The sequence below is a fragment of the Micromonospora sp. NPDC049004 genome, assembly GCF_040649315.1.
Taxonomy (GTDB): Bacteria; Actinomycetota; Actinomycetes; order Mycobacteriales; family Micromonosporaceae; genus Micromonospora.
Window position 1 is genome coordinate 16450 of the sequence record NZ_JBEZFG010000013.1, and the last position, 18025, is coordinate 34474.

An 18025-nucleotide genomic window follows, 5' to 3' on the forward strand; every position below is an offset into this window, starting at 1 on the left:
CCTCAGGCCAGGGCGAGGGTGGCTGCCGCGCGGGCCCGCCGCTCGACGTGGGTCATCATGAGCGCACCGAGAGCCAGGCAGGCCACGCTGATCGCGAGGCAGATGCCGAGCGAGGGCCAGACCGGCCCGCTGCCGGTGGCCGCCTCACGGACCGCCCGCGCTCCCCACGTGGTGGGCAGCACGGCGCCGATCGGGCCGGTCCAGCCGGGCAGCGCGGTGATCGGGATGAGCATCCCGGAGACCAGCCAGATCGGGTACTCCATCGTGTTGGTGAGCGCGTTGGCGTTGCGCAGCAGCACGAACGTCGAGGCGAGCAGCAGACCGAACATGCCGAGGCCGATGATGCAGCCGGGCACCGCGACCGCGAACGCCAGCGGGTCGGCGAAGGTCAGCGGGATGCCGTACAGCAGGCGACCCCAGGCGAGGGTGGCGAGCATGGCGTACGTGCCGGTGAGCGCGGTCGCGAGGGTGATCGGCAGCACCACCAGGGCCGGCGGGCGAGGTGCCAGCATGATCATTTCCAGGGTGCCCTGCCACCGCTGGTTCTGGATGGCGCCACCCGAGCCGAACAACACCGACGACCAGATGCCCATCAGGCCCGCCCCGACCGCGGCCTCCAGCAGCCGACCCGGCTCACCGCCGGCCCGGAAGAGATAGACGGCCAGGGGCGCCTGCACCACCGGCACGATCAGCGCGGTGGCGATCTCGAACGGCGAGCGGCTGAGCTGCTTGGCGTGCAGCAGCGCACCGACGGCGATCATGCGCAGCGTCCTCACACCCCCACCGCCTCAGCGGGTCGGGCCTGCGCGTCGACGCGGTTCACGATCGCCACGTACGCGTCCTCCAGGGTGGGCCGCCGGGCCGTGACACGACCCAGCCGCACCCCGTCCAGTGCCCGCAGCACGTCCGCCTGCACGTCCACCCCCGCGTCGGACTGCACGGTCAGCACCTGCGCCGCGCCGGTGACGACAACGCTCGCCTCGCGTACCCCGGGAAGGGCGTGGATGAGCGCGAGCTGCGCGTCGCTCACCCCGTACGCCTCGACCTCCAGCACCTGCCGGCCGTCGGCGTGGTGCCGCAGTTCCGCCGGGGTGCCGAGGGCCTGGATCGCCCCGTTCGCGATCACGGCGATGCGGCCGCACAGCTCGTCGGCCTCGGCCATGTAGTGGGTGGTGAGCAGCACTGTGGTGCCGGTGGCGGCGAGGTCGGCAACTGTCTGCCGCAGTTCCCGGGCGGCCACCGGGTCCACCCCGATCGACGGCTCGTCGAGGAAGAGGACACGCGGCCGGTGCAGCAGGCCCCGGGCGATGTGCAGCCGCTGCCGCATGCCCCGCGAGTAGCCCTCCACCCGGTCGTTCTCCCGGCCGGTCAGGCGGACCAGCTCGAACAGCTCGGCGATCCGCCGCTTCTGCTCGCGCCCCGGCACGCCGTACAGCTCGGCGAAGTAGCGCAGGTTGTCCCGCGCGGAGAGCCTGTCGTACAGGCCGCGGTCGCCGCCGAAGACGTACCCGATCCGTCGGCGTACCTCCCGGGTCTGCCGGACCACGTCGAACCCGCAGATCCGGGCCTCACCGGCGGTCGGGATGAGCAGCGTGTTCAGCAGCTTGATGGTCGTGGTCTTCCCAGCGCCGTTCGGCCCGAGCAGGCCGAACAGCTCCCCGTTGCCGACCGTCAGGTCGACGCCGCGGACCGCCTGGACCTCCCGGCGCTGGGGTCGTAACCACCCGGTGCGGCTGCGGTACGTGCGCCGCAACCCGACCGCCTCGATCGCGTGTTCGCTCATGTCGGGAGGTTAGGAGTGGCCGGGGTGGGTGGGAAACGAATTCGGACCGGGCCGAATCCTCAGGCCGATGCCGTCGTCGGCTCGTCACCGACGAGCTGCACCAGGGCCACGCCGGCCGGCTCCAGGCCGTACAGCACCCGACGGCCGACCCGGCGGCGGTGCACCACCCCGGCGGCGAGCAGCGCCGAGAGCTGCTCCGAGACGGTGCTCGGGGCCAGCCCCAGGGTCGCGGCGAGACCGGCTGTGGTCGCCGGTCGGGTCAACGCCCGCAGCACCTGTGCCCGACCCCGACCGACCAGCACCGCCAGCCGGTCGGTGGTCGGTGCGGCACCCGGCGCCGGTACCGGCCCGCCCTCGGCGAGCAGCACCGCCCCGCGCGCCTGGTAGGAGACGGCGACGATCTCGGGATGATCGGTGGAGCAGGTGAGCGCACCCCGCGAAAAGATCAACGGAACCAGCAGCAGGCGCTGGTTCACGGCCTCGAAGCGCTGCTCCAACGGCTTCACGAGCGTCAGCACCGGCTTGTCCCAGCGCACCCGTTCGTGCAGGTCGGCCAGCAGCGCGTCCGGGCCGTCGGCGGCGAGCGCCCGCGCCCGGTGCAGCACCTCCTCGTCCAGCGCCGCCCGCATCGCCGGCCACCAGGGCGCGATCGCCGCGTCCCAGTACGCCTCGATGCCGTCGGCGAGCCGGTCCAGGGCGGCCTGCCGGTCCGTCACGAACGGGCCCAGCCACCCGGGCAGGTCGTCGAGGCGGTGGTAGCGGGGGATCTGCTCGGCGATCACCTCCGCGGGTGTCGCGCGCAGCTCGGCGAGCTGCTCGGCCAGCGTCGGCGCGGCGGACGAGGGGACGGGCGTGAGGAAGTCCGGCGCACGTGAACCGATCGTCAACACCCGGACCGGCGCCGTCGCCGGCACCTCGGCGAGCACCCGCCGCGCGTGCCGCGCCCAACCCGTGTACGGCCAGGGCGCCTCGCCCGGATTGCGGTGCAGCACGTACAGGCTGGTCAGCACCTCCCAGAGCGGGCTGATCGCGATCCGGGTGCGGGCCAGCGTCGGCTCGTCCAACTCGATCCGGATCACCCGGCCAGCCTAGGGTGCCCGCGCGCGCCATTACTCGGCGGCGCGGCGGTGGGCCTGTCGAGTATCGTTGTGCACCGTAAGGCGATGACCCGGCCATCACCGGTGAGCCTCCGGAAGAACAGCCGGGCAACCGGCCCAGTAGAACCGGACGGGTGCGGCCCGTCACAGCCGGCAAATGAGCGGGCGGTCGATCCTGACCGCCAAGCGGGGTGGTACCGCGGGCCACCCGGGAGCGCCGTCGTCGGCGTACCCGGAAGGTTCGTCCTCGCAGACCCACGTTGAGTGAGCTGCGAGGAGAACGACACCCGATGGCCTATCCGTTGCACGACCCGACCGCTGCCGGTGTCCCGGCGAGCCCGGACCTGCCCGCGGTCGAGCGCCGGGTGCTGGAGCACTGGACGGCCGACAAGACCTTCGAGGCGTCCGTCGAGGCCCGACCGGCCGGCGACGACGGCAAGAACGAGTACGTCTTCTACGACGGCCCGCCGTTCGCCAACGGCCTGCCGCACTACGGCCACCTCTTCACCGGGTACGTCAAGGACGTGGTGCCGCGCTACCAGACCATGCGCGGGCGGCACGTGGAGCGGCGGTTCGGCTGGGACTGCCACGGCCTGCCCGCCGAGGTGGTGGCCGAGAAGCAGCTCGGCATCACCAGCAAGGCGGAGATCATCGACCTGGGCGTGGCCCGGTTCAACGAGGCCTGCCGCACCTCCGTGCTGGAGTTCACCCAGGACTGGGAGCGGTACATCAACCGGCAGGCCCGCTGGGTCGACTTCGCCAACGACTACAAGACCCTCGACCTGGACTACATGGAAAGCGTCATGTGGGCCTTCAAGACCCTGCACGAGAAGGGTCTGATCTACGAGGGTTTCCGGGTGCTGGCGTACTGCTGGCGCTGTGAGACGCCGCTGTCGAACACCGAGACCCGGATGGACGACGTCTACCGGGACCGGCACGACCCGACGTTGTCGGTGTGGTTCGGGCTGACCGCCGACGAGTCCGCACCGGAGCTGGTGCGCGGGCCGGTCAAGCTGGGCGTCTGGACGACCACGCCGTGGACCCTGCCGTCGAACCTGGCCCTCGCCGTCGGACCGGACATCGAGTACGCGGTCCTGGAGCGCGACGGCGACCGCTACGTGGTGGGCGCGGCGCGGCTGGCCGCGTACGCCAAGGAACTGGACGGCTACGAGCAGGTCGGCACCGTGTACGGCCGCGACCTGGTCGGACGCCGCTACACCCCGCTGTTCGACTTCCTCGTCGAGCAGGCCGGCGAGAACGCGTACCAGGTGCTCGGCGCGGAGTTCGTCACCACCGAGGACGGCACCGGGATCGTGCACCTCGCCCCGGCGTTCGGTGAGGACGACCAGAACGTCTGCAACGCCGCCGGCATCCCCACCATCGTCACTGTCGACGACCACACCCGGTTCACCGCGCTGGTCCCGCCGTACCAGGGTGAGCAGGTCTTCGACGTCAACAAGCCGGTGATCCGGGAGCTGAAGGACCGGGGGGTGGTGCTCAAGCAGGACACCTACACCCACTCGTACCCGCACTGCTGGCGCTGCGACACCCCGCTGGTCTACAAGGCGGTGTCGTCGTGGTTCGTGGCCGTGACCAAGTTCCGGGACCGGATGGTCGAGCTGAACCAGGAGATCAACTGGACGCCCGGCCACATCAAGGACGGCTCGTTCGGCAAGTGGCTGGCCAACGCCCGCGACTGGTCGATCAGCCGCAACCGGTTCTGGGGCTCCCCGATCCCGGTGTGGAAGTCCGACGACCCGAACTACCCGCGCCTGGACGTCTACGGCTCGCTCGCCGACATCGAGCGGGACTTCGGCGTACGCCTGAGCGACCTGCACCGGCCGGCGGTGGACGACCTGGTCCGCCCCAACCCGGACGACCCGACCGGTCAGTCGATGATGCGCCGGGTGCCGGAGGTGCTGGACTGCTGGTTCGAGTCCGGGTCGATGCCGTTCGCCCAGGTGCACTACCCGTTCGAGAACGCGGACTGGTTCGAGCACCACTACCCGGGTGACTTCATCGTCGAGTACATCGGGCAGACCCGGGGCTGGTTCTACACCATGCACGTGCTGGCGACCGCGCTGTTCGACAGGCCGGCGTTCCGCAACTGCCTGAGCCACGGCATCCTGCTCGGCTCGGACGGGCGCAAGATGTCCAAGAGCCTGCGCAATTACCCGGACGTCTACCACGTCTTCGACTCGTACGGGTCGGACGCGATGCGCTGGATGCTGATGTCCTCGCCGGTGCTGCGCGGCGGGGACATGGCGGTCACCGAGACGCTGATCCGCGACGCCGTGCGGCAGGTGCTGCTGCCGCTGTGGAACGTCTGGTACTTCTTCTCGCTCTACGCCAACGCGGACGGGTACCAGGCGCGGCGGCGCACCGACTCGACGCACCTGCTCGACAGGTACATCCTGGCCAAGACCAACGAGCTGGTGTCGACGGTCAGCGCGCAGATGGACGCGTACGACATCTCCGGCGCGTGCGCCACCGTGCGGTCCTACCTGGACGCGCTGACCAACTGGTACGTGCGCCGCTCGCGGGACCGGTTCTGGTCCGGCGACGCCAACGCGTTCGACACCCTGTCGACGGTGCTGGAGACGCTCTGCCGGGTGGTGGCGCCGCTGGCGCCGCTGACCGCGGAGGAGATCTGGCGCGGGCTGACCGGGGAGCGCTCGGTGCACCTGACCGACTGGCCGGAGGCGAGCGAGTTCCCCGCCGACCACGAGCTGGTCGCCGCCATGGACAACGTGCGGGCCGTGGCCTCGGCGGCGCTGTCGCTGCGCAAGGCCAAGGGTCTGCGGGTACGTCTGCCGCTGTCGAAGCTGACCGTGGCCTCCCCGGCGGCGGAGCAGCTGCGACCGTTCACCGACCTGATCACCGACGAGGTGAACGTCAAGGCGGTGGAGTTCAGCGCGGAACTGTCCGAGTACTGCCAGCAGGTGCTGACAGTGGTGCCCCGGGCGCTCGGTCCGCGCGTCGGCAAGCAGGTCCAGCAGGTGATCAAGGCGGTCAAGGCCGGCGACTGGGAGCTGGTCGACGGCGCCCCGGTGGCCGCCGGCGTCACCCTGGCCGAGGGCGAGTACGAGCTGCGCCTCGTCGCTGCCGACGCCGAGCACTCCGCGCCGCTGCCCGGCGGCGAGGGCGTGGTCGTGCTGGACACCGAGGTCACCCCGGAGCTGGCCGCCGAGGGCCTCGCCCGCGACGTGGTGCGGGTGGTGCAGCAGGCCCGCCGCGACGCCGACCTGGACGTCTCCGACCGGATCGTGGTGTCGGTGTCGGCGTCCGAGGAGGTGCGCGCGGCGGTGAGCGCGTACGTCGATTTCGTCGCCGGTGAGGTGCTGGCCGACTCGATCGACTTCGCCGAGGGCCTCGACGGGTTCGCCGGCGAGGTGGGCGAGGGTGAGCGGGTGACGGTCACCGTCCGGCGGGTGTAACGCGCGGGTGCGGACGCCTCCCCACCTCCGTCCGGGAGGTGTGGAGGCGTCCGCTACCGTGACACCGCCTGCTCGCACCTCATCTGCCGGAGGACCAGTGCCCCTGCTCTACACCATCGGCAAGCTCACCGTGGCGCCCACGCTGCGGTTGGCGTTCCGCCCGACCGTGGAGGGGCTGGAACACGTGCCGGAAACCGGCGGCGCGATCTTCGCCGGCAACCATCTCTCGGTGGCCGACGAGCTGTTCCTCGGCACTGTGGTGCCCCGGCACCTGGCGTTCTGGGCCAAGTCGGAGTACTTCAAGGGCACCGGCGTGAAGGGCGCGTTCTCGAAGTTCGTCCTCACCGGTCTGGGCGCGATCCCGGTCGAGCGGGCCGGTGGGCGGGCCGCGCTGTCCGCGTTCGACGCCGCCATCCCGGCGTTGCAGGGTGGTGACCTGGTGGTGGTCTATCCGGAGGGCACCCGCTCACCGGACGGCAAGCTCTACCGGGGGCGGACCGGAGCGGCCCGGCTGGCGATCTCCGCCGGTGTGCCGATCATCCCGGTCGGCACGATCGGCACGGACAAGGCCCAGCCGATCGGCGCCCGGGTGCCCCGCCCCGGCACCGCCAAGATCACCGTCCGGTTCGGTAAGCCGCTGGACTTCACCGGTCGCCCGGACGACCGCACCTCGCTGCGCCAGATGACCGACGAGCTGATGAGCGAGATCCAGAAGCTCACCGGCCAGGAGTACGTCCCGCGCTACGCCCCGCCGCGCGCCCACCCGGACCCGACCCGCGACGCCTGACCCAGGCTGCCGCCTGTCGGCGCGTGCCCGCCTGTCGGCGCTGCCGTTCGTCGGGGGTGTTGCTGGCGGGGCTGGGGTTTCCCGGCTGCTGCTGTCGGGCCCGCTGGCCTCGGCCGCCGAGCTGGCGGGCAATCCGGTCGGAGGCGATATACCTGTGAGTCATATTTATGACTCACAGGTATCTGCATTGCTCGCCCTGTCGTCCACCTGCGGCGTGACGCAGCGTCATGCAAGCACCCAGTAACCAACACGCCGGCACACGGCGGGCCAGCGCGGCGGCACGCCAGCACGCGGCACGCCAGCACGCGGCACGCCAGCACGCGGCGGGCCAGCATGCCAGGCAGCGTGCGGGCGGGGCTCAGCCCCGCTCGGGCTGGACGATCTGGCCGCGCAGGGTGTCCAGCAGAGCCGCGCTGTCGGAGATCGAGAGCCGGGTGAACACCCCGGTGGCGATGCTGCCGTGGTCGACAGAGGTGCACACCACCACGTCGCCGTCGGCCGGCCGGCCGATCGCACACCGCTCGTGCCGACCTCGTACGCCGGTCCGCACCGTCTCCGGCGCCTCCAGCGCGTAGCGCTCACTGAGCCGGGTGATCTCCGCGTCCGCGTCCGCCTCCGGGGTCAACCGGAAGCCGGTGCCGCCGAAGACCGTCACCCGCTTGCCGTCCCCCGTGGCGTAGACGCCGGCGAAGGTGTCCTCGGCCAGCCAGTTCTCCTGGCGTACCTCGTTCTCCAGCTGTCGGGAGGTCGCGGCGCTGCCGTCGTCCTGACGCAGGCTCAGATCGGCGACCTGCTCGGGCAGCGCGGCGCGGGCGGGGTACTGGGACGAGATCGGTAGGCCGTAGTAGGCGGGACATCCGCAGCAGCAGGCCAGGGTGAGCAGCAGCAGCCACGGCCAGCGACGCCGGCGGCGGACCGGGACCGGCACGTACCCCTTCGGGGCTTCCCAGCCAGGTGGTGGCGTCACCGGCGGTGGCGTGGCCGACCGCCGTCCCCGCCGCTGCTTCGGCACCCTTGCGGGTCGCACCGGCGCGGCGGGCCGGGCCGTGCCGGGCTGCGCCGGCAGGGACGGCCGGGCGGGCGGCGCCGAGTGAGCTGGTGGCGCCGGGTAGGTGGGTGGCGCCGGGTAGGCGGGCGACGTCGGGTGGGCGGGTGGCGGCGACACCGGGTGCGTCCCCACCGGCGGTGCGGGCGGCCCGGACCACTGCCGGGTCGACGGGGGCGCCGGGTAGTCCAACGTCGGGGGCAGCGGGGGCAGTTCGGCGGAGGGCAGGTCCCAGCCACCGGTGTCCACCCCGGCCCACGGGTCGACCGGGGTGCGGTGCTCGGGTGGCTGCTCGGGCAGGGGCGGCGGCGGGGTCGGCTCGGCCGACTCACCCCAGGCACGCCTGCGCGGCAGCGGGGGAGGGACCGGCGCGGACCCACTCCACCGGGGCGCGGGGGAGTCCGCGGACGCGGCGGGGGCCGCGGGCTCCTGGGCCGTCGGTTCGGGCTGGGCCGCCGGCTTCCGGGCTGCGGGCTCCTGGGCCGTGGGCTCCGGCTGGGCTGCGGGTTCCTGGGCCGTGGGTTCCGACTGGTCGGGGGCGGCGGGGTGGTCCGGCGGTACGGGTGGGGAGGTCGACTCGTCGGCGACCGCCGGAGCGTCGTCCGGCTCCGGGCCCAGGGTGCGCCCGTCGGCCGGCCGTGCTCCCGGCTGGGGCTCCGGCATCGCGGCAATCTCCTCTCGCGCCGGTCCGAGGTTAGTACCGCGTCGCCACCACCGCCGCGCGGGCATCGCGGCGGAGCGTGTGCAGGAGTGTTGTCGGGTGGCATCGTGGCGTGCGCGCGGTCACCGACGGGCGGGCGCGTACCCTTGGGCATCATGAGTGCCCCGTCCACGACGCCGCGCGCGGCCGCGACCAATTCCGTCTGGCCCCGGCTCGAGCCGCTGCTCCCTCAGGTTTCCAAGCCCATCCAGTACGTCGGCGGTGAACTGGGCGCGGTGGTCAAGGACTGGGACGCGGCGACGGTCCGCTGGGCGCTCATGTACCCCGACGCGTACGAGGTGGGCCTGCCCAACCAGGGTGTGCAGATCCTCTACGAGGTGCTCAACGAGCTGCCCGACACCCTGGCCGAGCGGACGTACGCGGTCTGGCCCGACCTGGAGAACCTGATGCGCACGCACGGCGTGCCGCAGTTCACCGTCGACGCCCACCGGCCGGTGCGCGACTTCGACGTCTTCGGCATCTCCTTCTCCACCGAGCTGGGCTACACCAACATGCTCACCGCGATCGACCTGGCCGGCATCCCGATGCTGGCCGCCGACCGCACCGACGCCGACCCGGTGATCGTGGCCGGTGGGCACGCCGCCTTCAACCCGGAGCCGATCGCCGACTTCATCGACGCCGCAGTGCTCGGCGACGGCGAGGAGGCCGTCCTGGAGATCACCGCGATCGTCCGGGAGTGGAAGGCCGAGGGCTCCCCGGGTGGCCGCGACGAGCTGCTGCTGCGGCTGGCCCGCACCGAGAGCGTGTACGTGCCGCGCTTCTACGACGTCGACTACCTCCCCGACGGGCGGATCCAACGGGTCGTGCCGAACCGGGCGGACGTGCCGTTCCGGGTGCACAAGCGCACGACGATGGATCTGGACGCCTGGCCGTACCCGAAGAAGCCCCTCGTCCCGCTCGCCGAGACGGTGCACGAGCGGTACGCGGTGGAGATCTTCCGGGGCTGCACCCGGGGCTGCCGGTTCTGCCAGGCTGGCATGATCACCCGCCCGGTGCGGGAGCGGTCGATCACCACGGTCGGGCAGATGGTCCGCGAGGGCCTGGAGTTCTCCGGCTTCTCCGAGGTCGGCCTGCTGTCGCTCTCCTCGGCGGACCACTCGGAGATCGGCGACATGTGCTCGGGCCTGGCCGAGCAGTACGCGGGCACCAACGTCTCGCTGTCGCTGCCGTCGACCCGGGTGGACGCCTTCAACATCGACCTCGCGCAGGAGTTGTCCCGCAACGGGCGGCGCACCGGTCTCACCTTCGCCCCGGAGGGCGGGTCGGAGCGGATCCGCAAGGTCATCAACAAGATGGTGTCGAAGGAAGACCTGATCCGGACGGTCGTCACCGCGTACAGCAACGGTTGGCGCCAGGTGAAGCTCTACTTCATGTGCGGCCTGCCCACCGAGACCGACGAGGACGTCCTCGAGATCGCCGAGATGGCCCACGAGGTGATCAAGGCCGGTCGGGCCGCGACGGGCTCGAAGGACATCCGCTGCACGGTCTCCATCGGCGGGTTCGTGCCGAAGCCGCACACCCCGTTCCAGTGGGCCGCCATGGAGCGCCCCGAGGTCATCGACCACCGGCTCAAGATCCTCAAGCAGGCGATCAACTCGGACCGCTCGCTGGGCCGGGCCATCGGCTACCGCTACCACGACGGCGAGCCGTCGCTGATCGAGGGCCTGCTCTCCCGGGGTGACCGTCGGGTCGGCTCGGTGATCCGCAAGGTCTGGGAGAACGGCGGCCGGTTCGACGGGTGGAGCGAGCACTTCTCCTACCAGCGCTGGGTGCAGGCGGCGGCCGAGACGCTGCCGGCGTTCGGGGTGGATCTCGACTGGTACACCACCCGCCAGCGCGACGGGCTGGAGGTCCTTCCCTGGGACCACCTGGACTCGGGCCTGGACAAGGACTGGCTGTGGCAGGACTGGCAGGATTCGCTGAGCGAGTTCGAGCAGGACGACTGCCGGTGGACCCCGTGCTTCGACTGCGGCGTCTGCCCCTCGATGGACACCGAGATCCAGATCGGCCCCACCGGCAAGAAGCTCCTGCCCCTGACGCCGATCAAGGGCCTGAAGACCCCCACGCCCTGACCCCGGCCCTCCCGGCCCCGCCCGTCGCCCGCGTCGATCATGAAGTTGTTGCCCGGAACACAGCGTGTCGCCGACAATAACTTCATGATCAACCGGTGCTGAGTTCCGAGGAGCGAGACGATCAGTAAGAAAAACCAGCCGGAGGGTGGGCAGGCGCCGGTCGTTCAGCGCGCCCGCATCCGGTACGCCAAGCGCGGGCCGCTGCGGTTCACCTCGCACCGGGACTTCGCCCGGGCCTTCGAGCGTGCGTTGCGCCGTGCCGCCGTACCGATCGCGTTCTCCCAGGGCTTCACCCCGCACCCGAAGATCTCCTACGCCAGCGCCGCGCCCACCGGGGTGGCGAGCGAGGCGGAGTACCTGGAGATCGGCCTCCAGGCGCCGGTCGAGCCGGAGGCGCTGCGCGCCGCGCTCGACGCCGCGCTCTCACCCGGGCTGGACGTGCTGGAGGTGGTGATCGCCGACGGTGGCAGCCTGGCGGACCGCATCGAGGCGTCGCACTGGCACATCGAGCTGCCCGAGGTCGACACGGAGACACTGCGCGCCGCCGTGGACGCCTTCACCGCCGCCGACGAGGTGCTGGTCGAGCGGATGACCAAGCAGGGGCGACGTACCTTCGACGCCCGCGCGGCGGTCATGTCGATCGATGTCCTCTCCCCGACGCAGACGCCTTCCGGGGCGCCGGCCGTACCGTGTGCGATACTCGAACTGGTCGTGCGGCAGGTCACCCCGTCCGTACGGCCCGATGACGTCCTTTCCGGCCTCCGCGTGGTGGCCGACCTGGAGCCGCCGGTCTCGCCGAGGGTGACCCGGCTGGCTCAGGGCACGCTGACCGCGCAGGGTGCGATCGTGGATCCGTTGGATGCGGACCGCGGCGGGGCAGCCATCGTTGGGCACTGACCGACGGTCAGCGCTCTTGCAGGCAGACTTCGGCGGTCGCGCACCACGCGCGCCCGGCGGAAACACTTTTGCGGCGACCCTGCGTGGCAGCGCTCACCCGCGCCCGGGGCAGCCAGAACTGGAGAACGTCCATGCTCGAGAACGAGCCCGAGGGCGGCGAACGGACCGGTTCACAGCCGGCCGGGGACACCGCTGACCAGAGCACCACCACCGACGGCGCCGCCAGCGCGGAGCAGGCGGGCGCCCAGAGCGCCGAGCCTGCCGCACCGCCCCGGCGGGCGCGGGCCACCCGGCGTCGGGCCGCCCCGCTCAACCAGCCGGAGCAGGCCGAGGCGCCCGTCGAGGCGTCCGCCGGCGGGACCGGCGCCGTCGAGTCGCCGCAGGCGGAGGTCTTCGCCCCGATCTCCGGTGACCTGGACGTCGCCCCGAAGACCCCCCGACGCCGCCGCAAGGCCGCCCCCGTCGAGACGACCGCCGAGGAGCCGCTGGTCGCCGCGAGCGCGGAGCTGGCCTCTCCCGAGGTCGTACCTCCGGTCAAGGTGACCCGCACCCGGCGCAAGAAGGCAACGCCCGCCGTCGAGGAGCCGCCGGCCGTCGAGGAGCCCGCCGCCGTCGAGGAGCCCGCCGCCGAGGCCGTGGAGCCCGCCGTCGAGGAGGACACCGCGGAGACGCCTGCGGAGTCCGACCTGCGGGAGGCCGAAGCCGAGCTGAACGAGGCGCAGACCCCGCCGGCCGGACCCGTCGCCGAGCAGGCGTTCGGTGCCGGGCGGGAGCGCTCCGGCGAGGTGGCGCCCGGTGTCGGCGTGGCGAACGTGGCAGATGAGCCGATCGAGCCCGCCGAGGTGATCGAGCCCGAGCAGCCGCGGACCCGCCGTCGGCGGGCCGCGCTCTCCGCACCCACAGTGCTGTTCATGGCACCCCAGCCGGACGCCGTGCCGGTGACCCGGCCGGCGGAGCCCGCTCCGGTGGCCGAGGAGCCGGCCGTCGAGGCCGAGCCGTCCCGCCGACGGCGGCGCGGTCGCCGCGACGTCGAGCCGGTGGAGCCGGTCGAGGCCGTCGAGGCCGAGGAGGAGCCGACCGAGGAGGCCGACGAGGCCGCCGAGGTGGATGAGGACGACGAGGACAGCGCCGCCGCGCGTCGCCGCCGTCGGCGTGGCCGCCGCGGTCGGGGCCGGGGCAAGGGCGGCGCCGACGACGCCGAGGACGAGGAGTCCGACGAGGCGGCGCAGGCCGACGAGGAGGAGACCGCCGAGGCCGAGGCCGAGGGTGACGAGGACGAGGAGTCCGAGGGTGGGGACGGGCTGACCCGTCGTCGCCGTCGTCGCCGCCGTCGCGGCGCCGGTGACACCGAGGGCGCCGCCGCCGACGACGGTGTGCCCACCGTGGTCAAGATCCGCGAGCCGCGTCGCACTGTCGACGAGGTCCAGGGCGTGTCCGGCTCGACCCGGCTGGAGGCCAAGCGCCAGCGTCGCCGGGACGGCCGGGAGCAGCGGCGTACGCGGCCGCCGATCCTCAGCGAGTCGGAGTTCCTGGCCCGCCGGGAGGCGGTCGACCGGGTCATGGCGGTCCGCCAGCGGGGTGACCGCACCCAGATCGCCGTCCTGGAGGACGGTGTGCTGGTCGAGCACTACGTCACCCGCAACTCCTCCGGCACCATGGCCGGCAACGTCTACCTGGGCAAGGTGCAGAACGTGCTGCCCAGCATGGAGGCGGCGTTCGTCGACGTCGGCCGGGGCCGCAACGCGGTGCTGTACGCCGGCGAGGTCAACTGGGACACCTCCGGGCTGGAGGGGCGTGCCCGCTCGATCGAGCAGGCGCTGCGCTCCGGCGACTCGGTGCTGGTCCAGGTCACCAAGGACCCGATCGGGCACAAGGGCGCGCGGCTGACCAGCCACATCGCCCTCTCCGGCCGGCACCTGGTCTACGTGCCCAACGGCAACGCGTCCGGGATCAGCCGCAAGCTGCCGGACACCGAGCGCAAGCGGCTGCGCGACGTGCTCAAGAAGCTGGTCCCGGACGGCGCCGGCGTGATCGTCCGTACCGCCGCCGAGGGCGCCAGCGAGGATGAGCTGGCCCGCGACGTCAAGCGGCTCCAGGCGCAGTGGGAGGACATCCAGGCCAAGGCCGCCGAGGGCGGTGCCCCGGTGCTGCTCTACGAGGAGCCCGACCTGGTCATCCGGGTGGTCCGGGACCTGTTCAACGAGGACTTCCGCGAGCTGGTCATCGAGGGCGAGCAGTCGTACGGCATGGTCGAGTCGTACCTGTCGCACGTCTCTCCGGATCTGGTCGACCGGGTGCGCCGGCACGTCGGCACGAGCGACGTGTTCGCCGAGTACCGGATCGACGAGCAGATCATCAAGGGCCTGGACCGCAAGGTGTTCCTGCCCTCCGGCGGCTCGCTGGTGATCGACAAGACCGAGGCCATGACGGTCGTCGACGTCAACACCGGCAAGTACACCGGCTCCGGCGGCAACCTGGAGGAGACGGTCACCCGCAACAACCTGGAGGCGGCGGAGGAGATCGTCCGCCAGCTCCGGTTGCGCGACATCGGCGGCATCGTGGTGATCGACTTCATCGACATGGTGCTGGAGTCGAACCGGGAGCTGGTGCTGCGCCGGCTCACCGAGTGCCTGGGCCGGGACCGCACCAAGCACCAGGTCACCGAGATCACCTCGCTCGGCCTGGTGCAGATGACCCGTAAGCGGATCGGCGCGGGTCTGCTGGAGGCGTTCAGCGAGACCTGCGAGTGCTGCAAGGGTCGGGGCGTCATCATCCACACCGAGCCGGTGCCCGAGAAGCCGCGTACCGGCGGGACCGCGGAGAAGGTCAAGGCGGTCGCCTCGTCGGCGCCGGCCGCGCCGGCCACTCCGGCCGTCGAGGCCGGCACCGCGTCGTCGCGCCGCCGGGCGCGCAAGAGCGCCCCGGCCGAGCGCGCGGTGGTCGAGGTCGTCGACACCGACACCAGCGCCGAACCGGACGCCGACTACCAGGACACCATGGGGTACGACCTGTCCCGCTACGAGGCGGAGACCGAGGCGGCGTCGGCGGTGTCCGACAGCCAGCAGGGCGAGTCGGCCCGGCTGGCCGCCGCGGACGACCCGGACGCGGTCGCCGACGGTGACACCGACGAGGAGGCCGGTGGCGCGGGGCGTCGCCGCTCCCGCCGCGGCGGCGCCCGCCGGCGGACCCGCCCCTGACGGTCCTGACCGGCCCGGTGTTTGACGAGGTCCCTTTCCCGGCATATTGACGGGGAGGGGACCTCGCCGCCTCCGGTCACCCCGGGCCGGGAGTGGTCGGCCCCGGTCAGGAGAAGAAGATGCGTCGCCTGCTCGCCGTCACCGTGCTGGTAGCCGTGCTCGCCCTCGGGGCCGGCTGCTCCGCCGACCGGTCGGTCGATGCGGGCCCGACCGGCGCGACCGCCGGGGCTTCCGGCCCGGCTGCCGGGTCCGGGGGCGCTCCCGGCGGGTCGACAGGTACGCCGGGAGGTGGCGGTGCCGCGGCCGGCAACCCGCAGGTCTGCGCCGAGGCGCAGCAGGCCGGCGCCACCGCCGTCCGGGAGTACGTGGCGGAGCTGGGCCGGATGGTCGCGGCCGTTGGTGCGGGGGACACCGCCACCGCCGATGCGGCCCGCACGAGGGCGCAGACGGCGCTGGCCGGCTGGCGGGCCGCACTGCGCGAGCAGTCGGCGCGGTCCACCGATCCGCAGCTCAAGACGCTGCTCAGCGACCTCGGTACGGAGGTCGCCGCACTCGGCGTGGACGTCGAGTCGATCGACGAGACCGAGCTGGACCGGCTCCAGCAGCGCCTCGACCAGCTCTGCGCCCGCTGACCAGGGCGGGCCGGTTTGGGGTCCGGGCCGGCGATGGCGTACTCTTGCCTGCGGCCCACCTTTGGTGTGCCGAGTTCCCGTGTGCCCGCGCCGCCGTGCACTGCTACCCGGCGAGCCGCCGCGGGGACGACCGCCAGCAGCCTCAACGACAGGGAGTCCGCCTCCGATGTACGCGATCGTCAAGACCGGCGGCAAGCAGTACAAGGTCGCCGAGGGCGACGTGATCGAGGTCGAGAAGCTCACCGGTGCCCCCGGTGACGCGGTGAAGCTCACCGCGGTGCTCCTCGTCGACGGTGACGACCTGGTGACCGACGCGGCGAAGCTTGCCGAGGTCGCGGTGTCCGGCGAGATCGCCGCGCACACCAAGGGCCCGAAGATCCGGATCCACAAGTTCAAGAACAAGACCGGCTACCACAAGCGCCAGGGTCACCGCCAGCCGTTGACCCAGGTCAAGGTGACCGGCATCTCCAGCGGGAAGTAGGTCGTCCTCCAATGGCTCACAAAAAGGGTGCGTCCAGCTCGCGTAACGGTCGTGACTCCGCGGCCCAGCGACTTGGCGTGAAGCGCTTCGGTGGTCAGGTCGTCAGCGCCGGTGAGATCCTCATCCGGCAGCGTGGCACCAAGTTCCACCCCGGTGACCTGGTCGGCCGTGGCGGCGACGACACGCTGTTCGCGCTGTCGGCCGGTGCGGTCCTGTTCGGCACGAAGCGCGGTCGCAAGACCGTCAGCATCGTTCCGCAGCAGTAGTTCTCTTCGCTGGGCGGGCCGCGGACCTCCGGGTCCCGGCCCGCTTCGCTTTTCAAGTGCGGGGTCGACCCTCGCTGGAAGGATTGACGCCGTGGCGACGTTCGTTGACCGGGTCGTCCTGCATCTGCAGGCCGGCGATGGTGGGCACGGTTGTGTCTCGATCCACCGCGAGAAGTTCAAGCCCTTCGGCGGGCCGGACGGCGGCAACGGCGGGCACGGCGGCAGCGTGTCGCTGGTGGTCGACCCGCAGGTGACCACGCTGCTCGACTTCCATTTCCACCCGCACGTCAAGGCCGACAACGGCAAGGGCGGCGCCGGGTCGAACCGGGACGGGGCCAACGGCCACAATCTGGTGCTGAAGGTGCCCAACGGCACTGTGGTCCAGACCACCGACGGCACCGTGCTGGCCGACATGGTCGGCGCCGGCACGACCTTCGAGGTGGCCCGGGGCGGGCGCGGCGGGCGCGGCAACGCGTCGCTGGCCAACGCCAAGCGCAAGGCGCCGGGCTTCGCCGAGCTGGGCGAGCCCGGCGACCAACTGGACATCGTGCTGGAGCTGAAGAGCGTCGCCGACGTGGGCCTGGTGGGCTTCCCGTCGGCAGGTAAGTCGTCGCTGATCTCGGTGATCTCCGCCGCGAAGCCGAAGATCGCCGACTACCCGTTCACCACCCTCGTGCCCAACCTCGGTGTGGTCCGGATGGACAACCACACCTTCACCGTCGCCGACGTGCCGGGCCTGATCCCGGGCGCGGCCACCGGCAAGGGCCTGGGTCTGGAGTTCCTGCGGCACATCGAGCGCTGCGCGGTGCTGGTGCACGTCATCGACTCGGCGACCCTGGAGCCCGGCCGCGACCCGGTCGCCGACATCGACGCCATCGAGGCCGAGCTGAGCCAGTACGGCGGCCTGACCGACCGTCCACGGCTGGTGGCCGTGAACAAGGTCGACGTGCCGGACGGCCGGGACCTCGCCGAGATCGTCCGCCCGGACCTGGAGGAGCGCGGTTACCGCGTGTTCGAGGTCTCCGCGGCCACCCGCGAAGGGCTCAAGGAGCTGACGTACGCGATGGCCGAGCTGGTCGAGGCGGAGCGCAAGGCCGCCCCGCCGGCCGAGCCGACCCGGATCGTGATCCGGCCGATGGCCGTGGACGACGACGGCTTCACCATCACGGCCGAGGTTGACGGCTCGTTCACCGTCCGGGGCGTACGCCCGGAGCGGTGGGTCAAGCAGACCAACTTCGACAACGACGAGGCCGTCGGTTACCTCGCCGACCGGCTGGCCCGGCTCGGCGTGGAGGACAAGCTCGCCAAGGCCGGCGCCCAGCCCGGTGACCTGGTCCGGATCGGCGAGCGCGAGTTCGACTGGCAGCCGACGCTGTACGCGGGTGTGGAGTTCGTGCCCGGCAACCGGGGCACCGACGTCCGCCTGGAGGAGAAGTCGAACCGGGCCTCGGCGGCGGAGCGGCTCGCCGCGCGCAAGGCCCGCCGGGTGCGCTCGGCGGACGAGGTCGGCGCGGACTCGTCCGACGACGACCTCGAGGACATCGAGGACTCCGACGACGCCGAGTAGCCCGTTGCTCTCCGTGATCGGGACGACTGCCGGAAACCTCCGC

The 18025-nt window shown here is 72.2% G+C and carries 13 protein-coding genes; 9 read left to right on the top strand and 4 right to left on the bottom strand.

Annotated features, from left to right (window positions below; genetic code table 11):
• Positions 1-2: 2 nt before the first annotated feature.
• The 3 genes from AB0B97_RS29610 to AB0B97_RS29620 are packed head-to-tail and all read right to left on the bottom strand — an operon-like array spanning position 3 to position 2862.
• Positions 3-761, bottom strand: coding sequence for an ABC transporter permease (locus tag AB0B97_RS29610; RefSeq protein ID WP_357498287.1), 759 nt, complete (start codon positions 759-761; stop codon positions 3-5).
• Positions 762-772: 11 nt separating this feature from the next.
• Positions 773-1783 (bottom strand): ABC transporter ATP-binding protein, encoded by a 1011-nt coding sequence (locus AB0B97_RS29615; protein WP_234586829.1) that lies wholly within the window; start codon positions 1781-1783, stop codon positions 773-775.
• Positions 1784-1842: 59 nt separating this feature from the next.
• Positions 1843-2862 (bottom strand): ArsR family transcriptional regulator, encoded by a 1020-nt coding sequence (locus tag AB0B97_RS29620; protein WP_357498289.1) that lies wholly within the window; start codon positions 2860-2862, stop codon positions 1843-1845.
• A 308-nt stretch (positions 2863-3170) separates the two neighbouring features.
• On the opposite strand from AB0B97_RS29620, the gene ileS reads away from it, so the two are divergent.
• The gene (gene ileS / locus AB0B97_RS29625; RefSeq protein WP_357498291.1) at positions 3171-6317 is read left to right on the top strand and encodes an isoleucine--tRNA ligase; all 3147 of its coding nucleotides are present in this window, start codon (positions 3171-3173) and stop codon (positions 6315-6317) included.
• A gap of 97 nt (positions 6318-6414) precedes the next feature.
• Entirely contained in the window at positions 6415-7104 is a 690-nt protein-coding gene (locus tag AB0B97_RS29630; RefSeq protein ID WP_234586837.1) for a lysophospholipid acyltransferase family protein, read from the top strand.
• A 358-nt stretch (positions 7105-7462) separates the two neighbouring features.
• On the opposite strand, the gene AB0B97_RS29635 is transcribed toward AB0B97_RS29630, so the two are convergent.
• Positions 7463-8812 (bottom strand): hypothetical protein, encoded by a 1350-nt coding sequence (locus AB0B97_RS29635; protein WP_357498294.1) that lies wholly within the window; start codon positions 8810-8812, stop codon positions 7463-7465.
• A gap of 153 nt (positions 8813-8965) precedes the next feature.
• Between AB0B97_RS29635 and AB0B97_RS29640 the strand changes: the two genes are divergently transcribed.
• The 7 genes from AB0B97_RS29640 to obgE all read left to right on the top strand — a co-directional run bounded on the left by AB0B97_RS29640 (position 8966) and on the right by obgE (position 17982).
• Positions 8966-10942 (top strand): TIGR03960 family B12-binding radical SAM protein, encoded by a 1977-nt coding sequence (locus AB0B97_RS29640; protein ID WP_357498296.1) that lies wholly within the window; start codon positions 8966-8968, stop codon positions 10940-10942.
• Between the two features lie 177 nt (positions 10943-11119).
• A complete protein-coding gene (locus tag AB0B97_RS29645; RefSeq protein ID WP_308195382.1) occupies positions 11120-11839 on the top strand; it encodes a TIGR03936 family radical SAM-associated protein in 720 nt (239 codons plus the stop codon).
• 131 nt (positions 11840-11970) lie between these two features.
• Positions 11971-15036, top strand: a complete 3066-nt coding sequence (locus AB0B97_RS29650) for an Rne/Rng family ribonuclease (protein ID WP_357498298.1) — start codon at positions 11971-11973, stop codon at positions 15034-15036.
• A gap of 119 nt (positions 15037-15155) precedes the next feature.
• Entirely contained in the window at positions 15156-15668 is a 513-nt protein-coding gene (locus AB0B97_RS29655) for a hypothetical protein (protein WP_357498300.1), read from the top strand.
• 166 nt (positions 15669-15834) lie between these two features.
• Positions 15835-16149, top strand: a complete 315-nt coding sequence (gene rplU, locus AB0B97_RS29660; RefSeq protein WP_007464063.1) for a 50S ribosomal protein L21 — start codon at positions 15835-15837, stop codon at positions 16147-16149.
• Positions 16150-16160: 11 nt separating this feature from the next.
• A complete protein-coding gene (gene rpmA / locus AB0B97_RS29665) occupies positions 16161-16415 on the top strand; it encodes a 50S ribosomal protein L27 (protein WP_074313740.1) in 255 nt (84 codons plus the stop codon).
• A gap of 91 nt (positions 16416-16506) precedes the next feature.
• Positions 16507-17982, top strand: coding sequence for a GTPase ObgE (obgE, locus tag AB0B97_RS29670; protein ID WP_357498302.1), 1476 nt, complete (start codon positions 16507-16509; stop codon positions 17980-17982).
• Positions 17983-18025 lie beyond the last annotated feature (43 nt).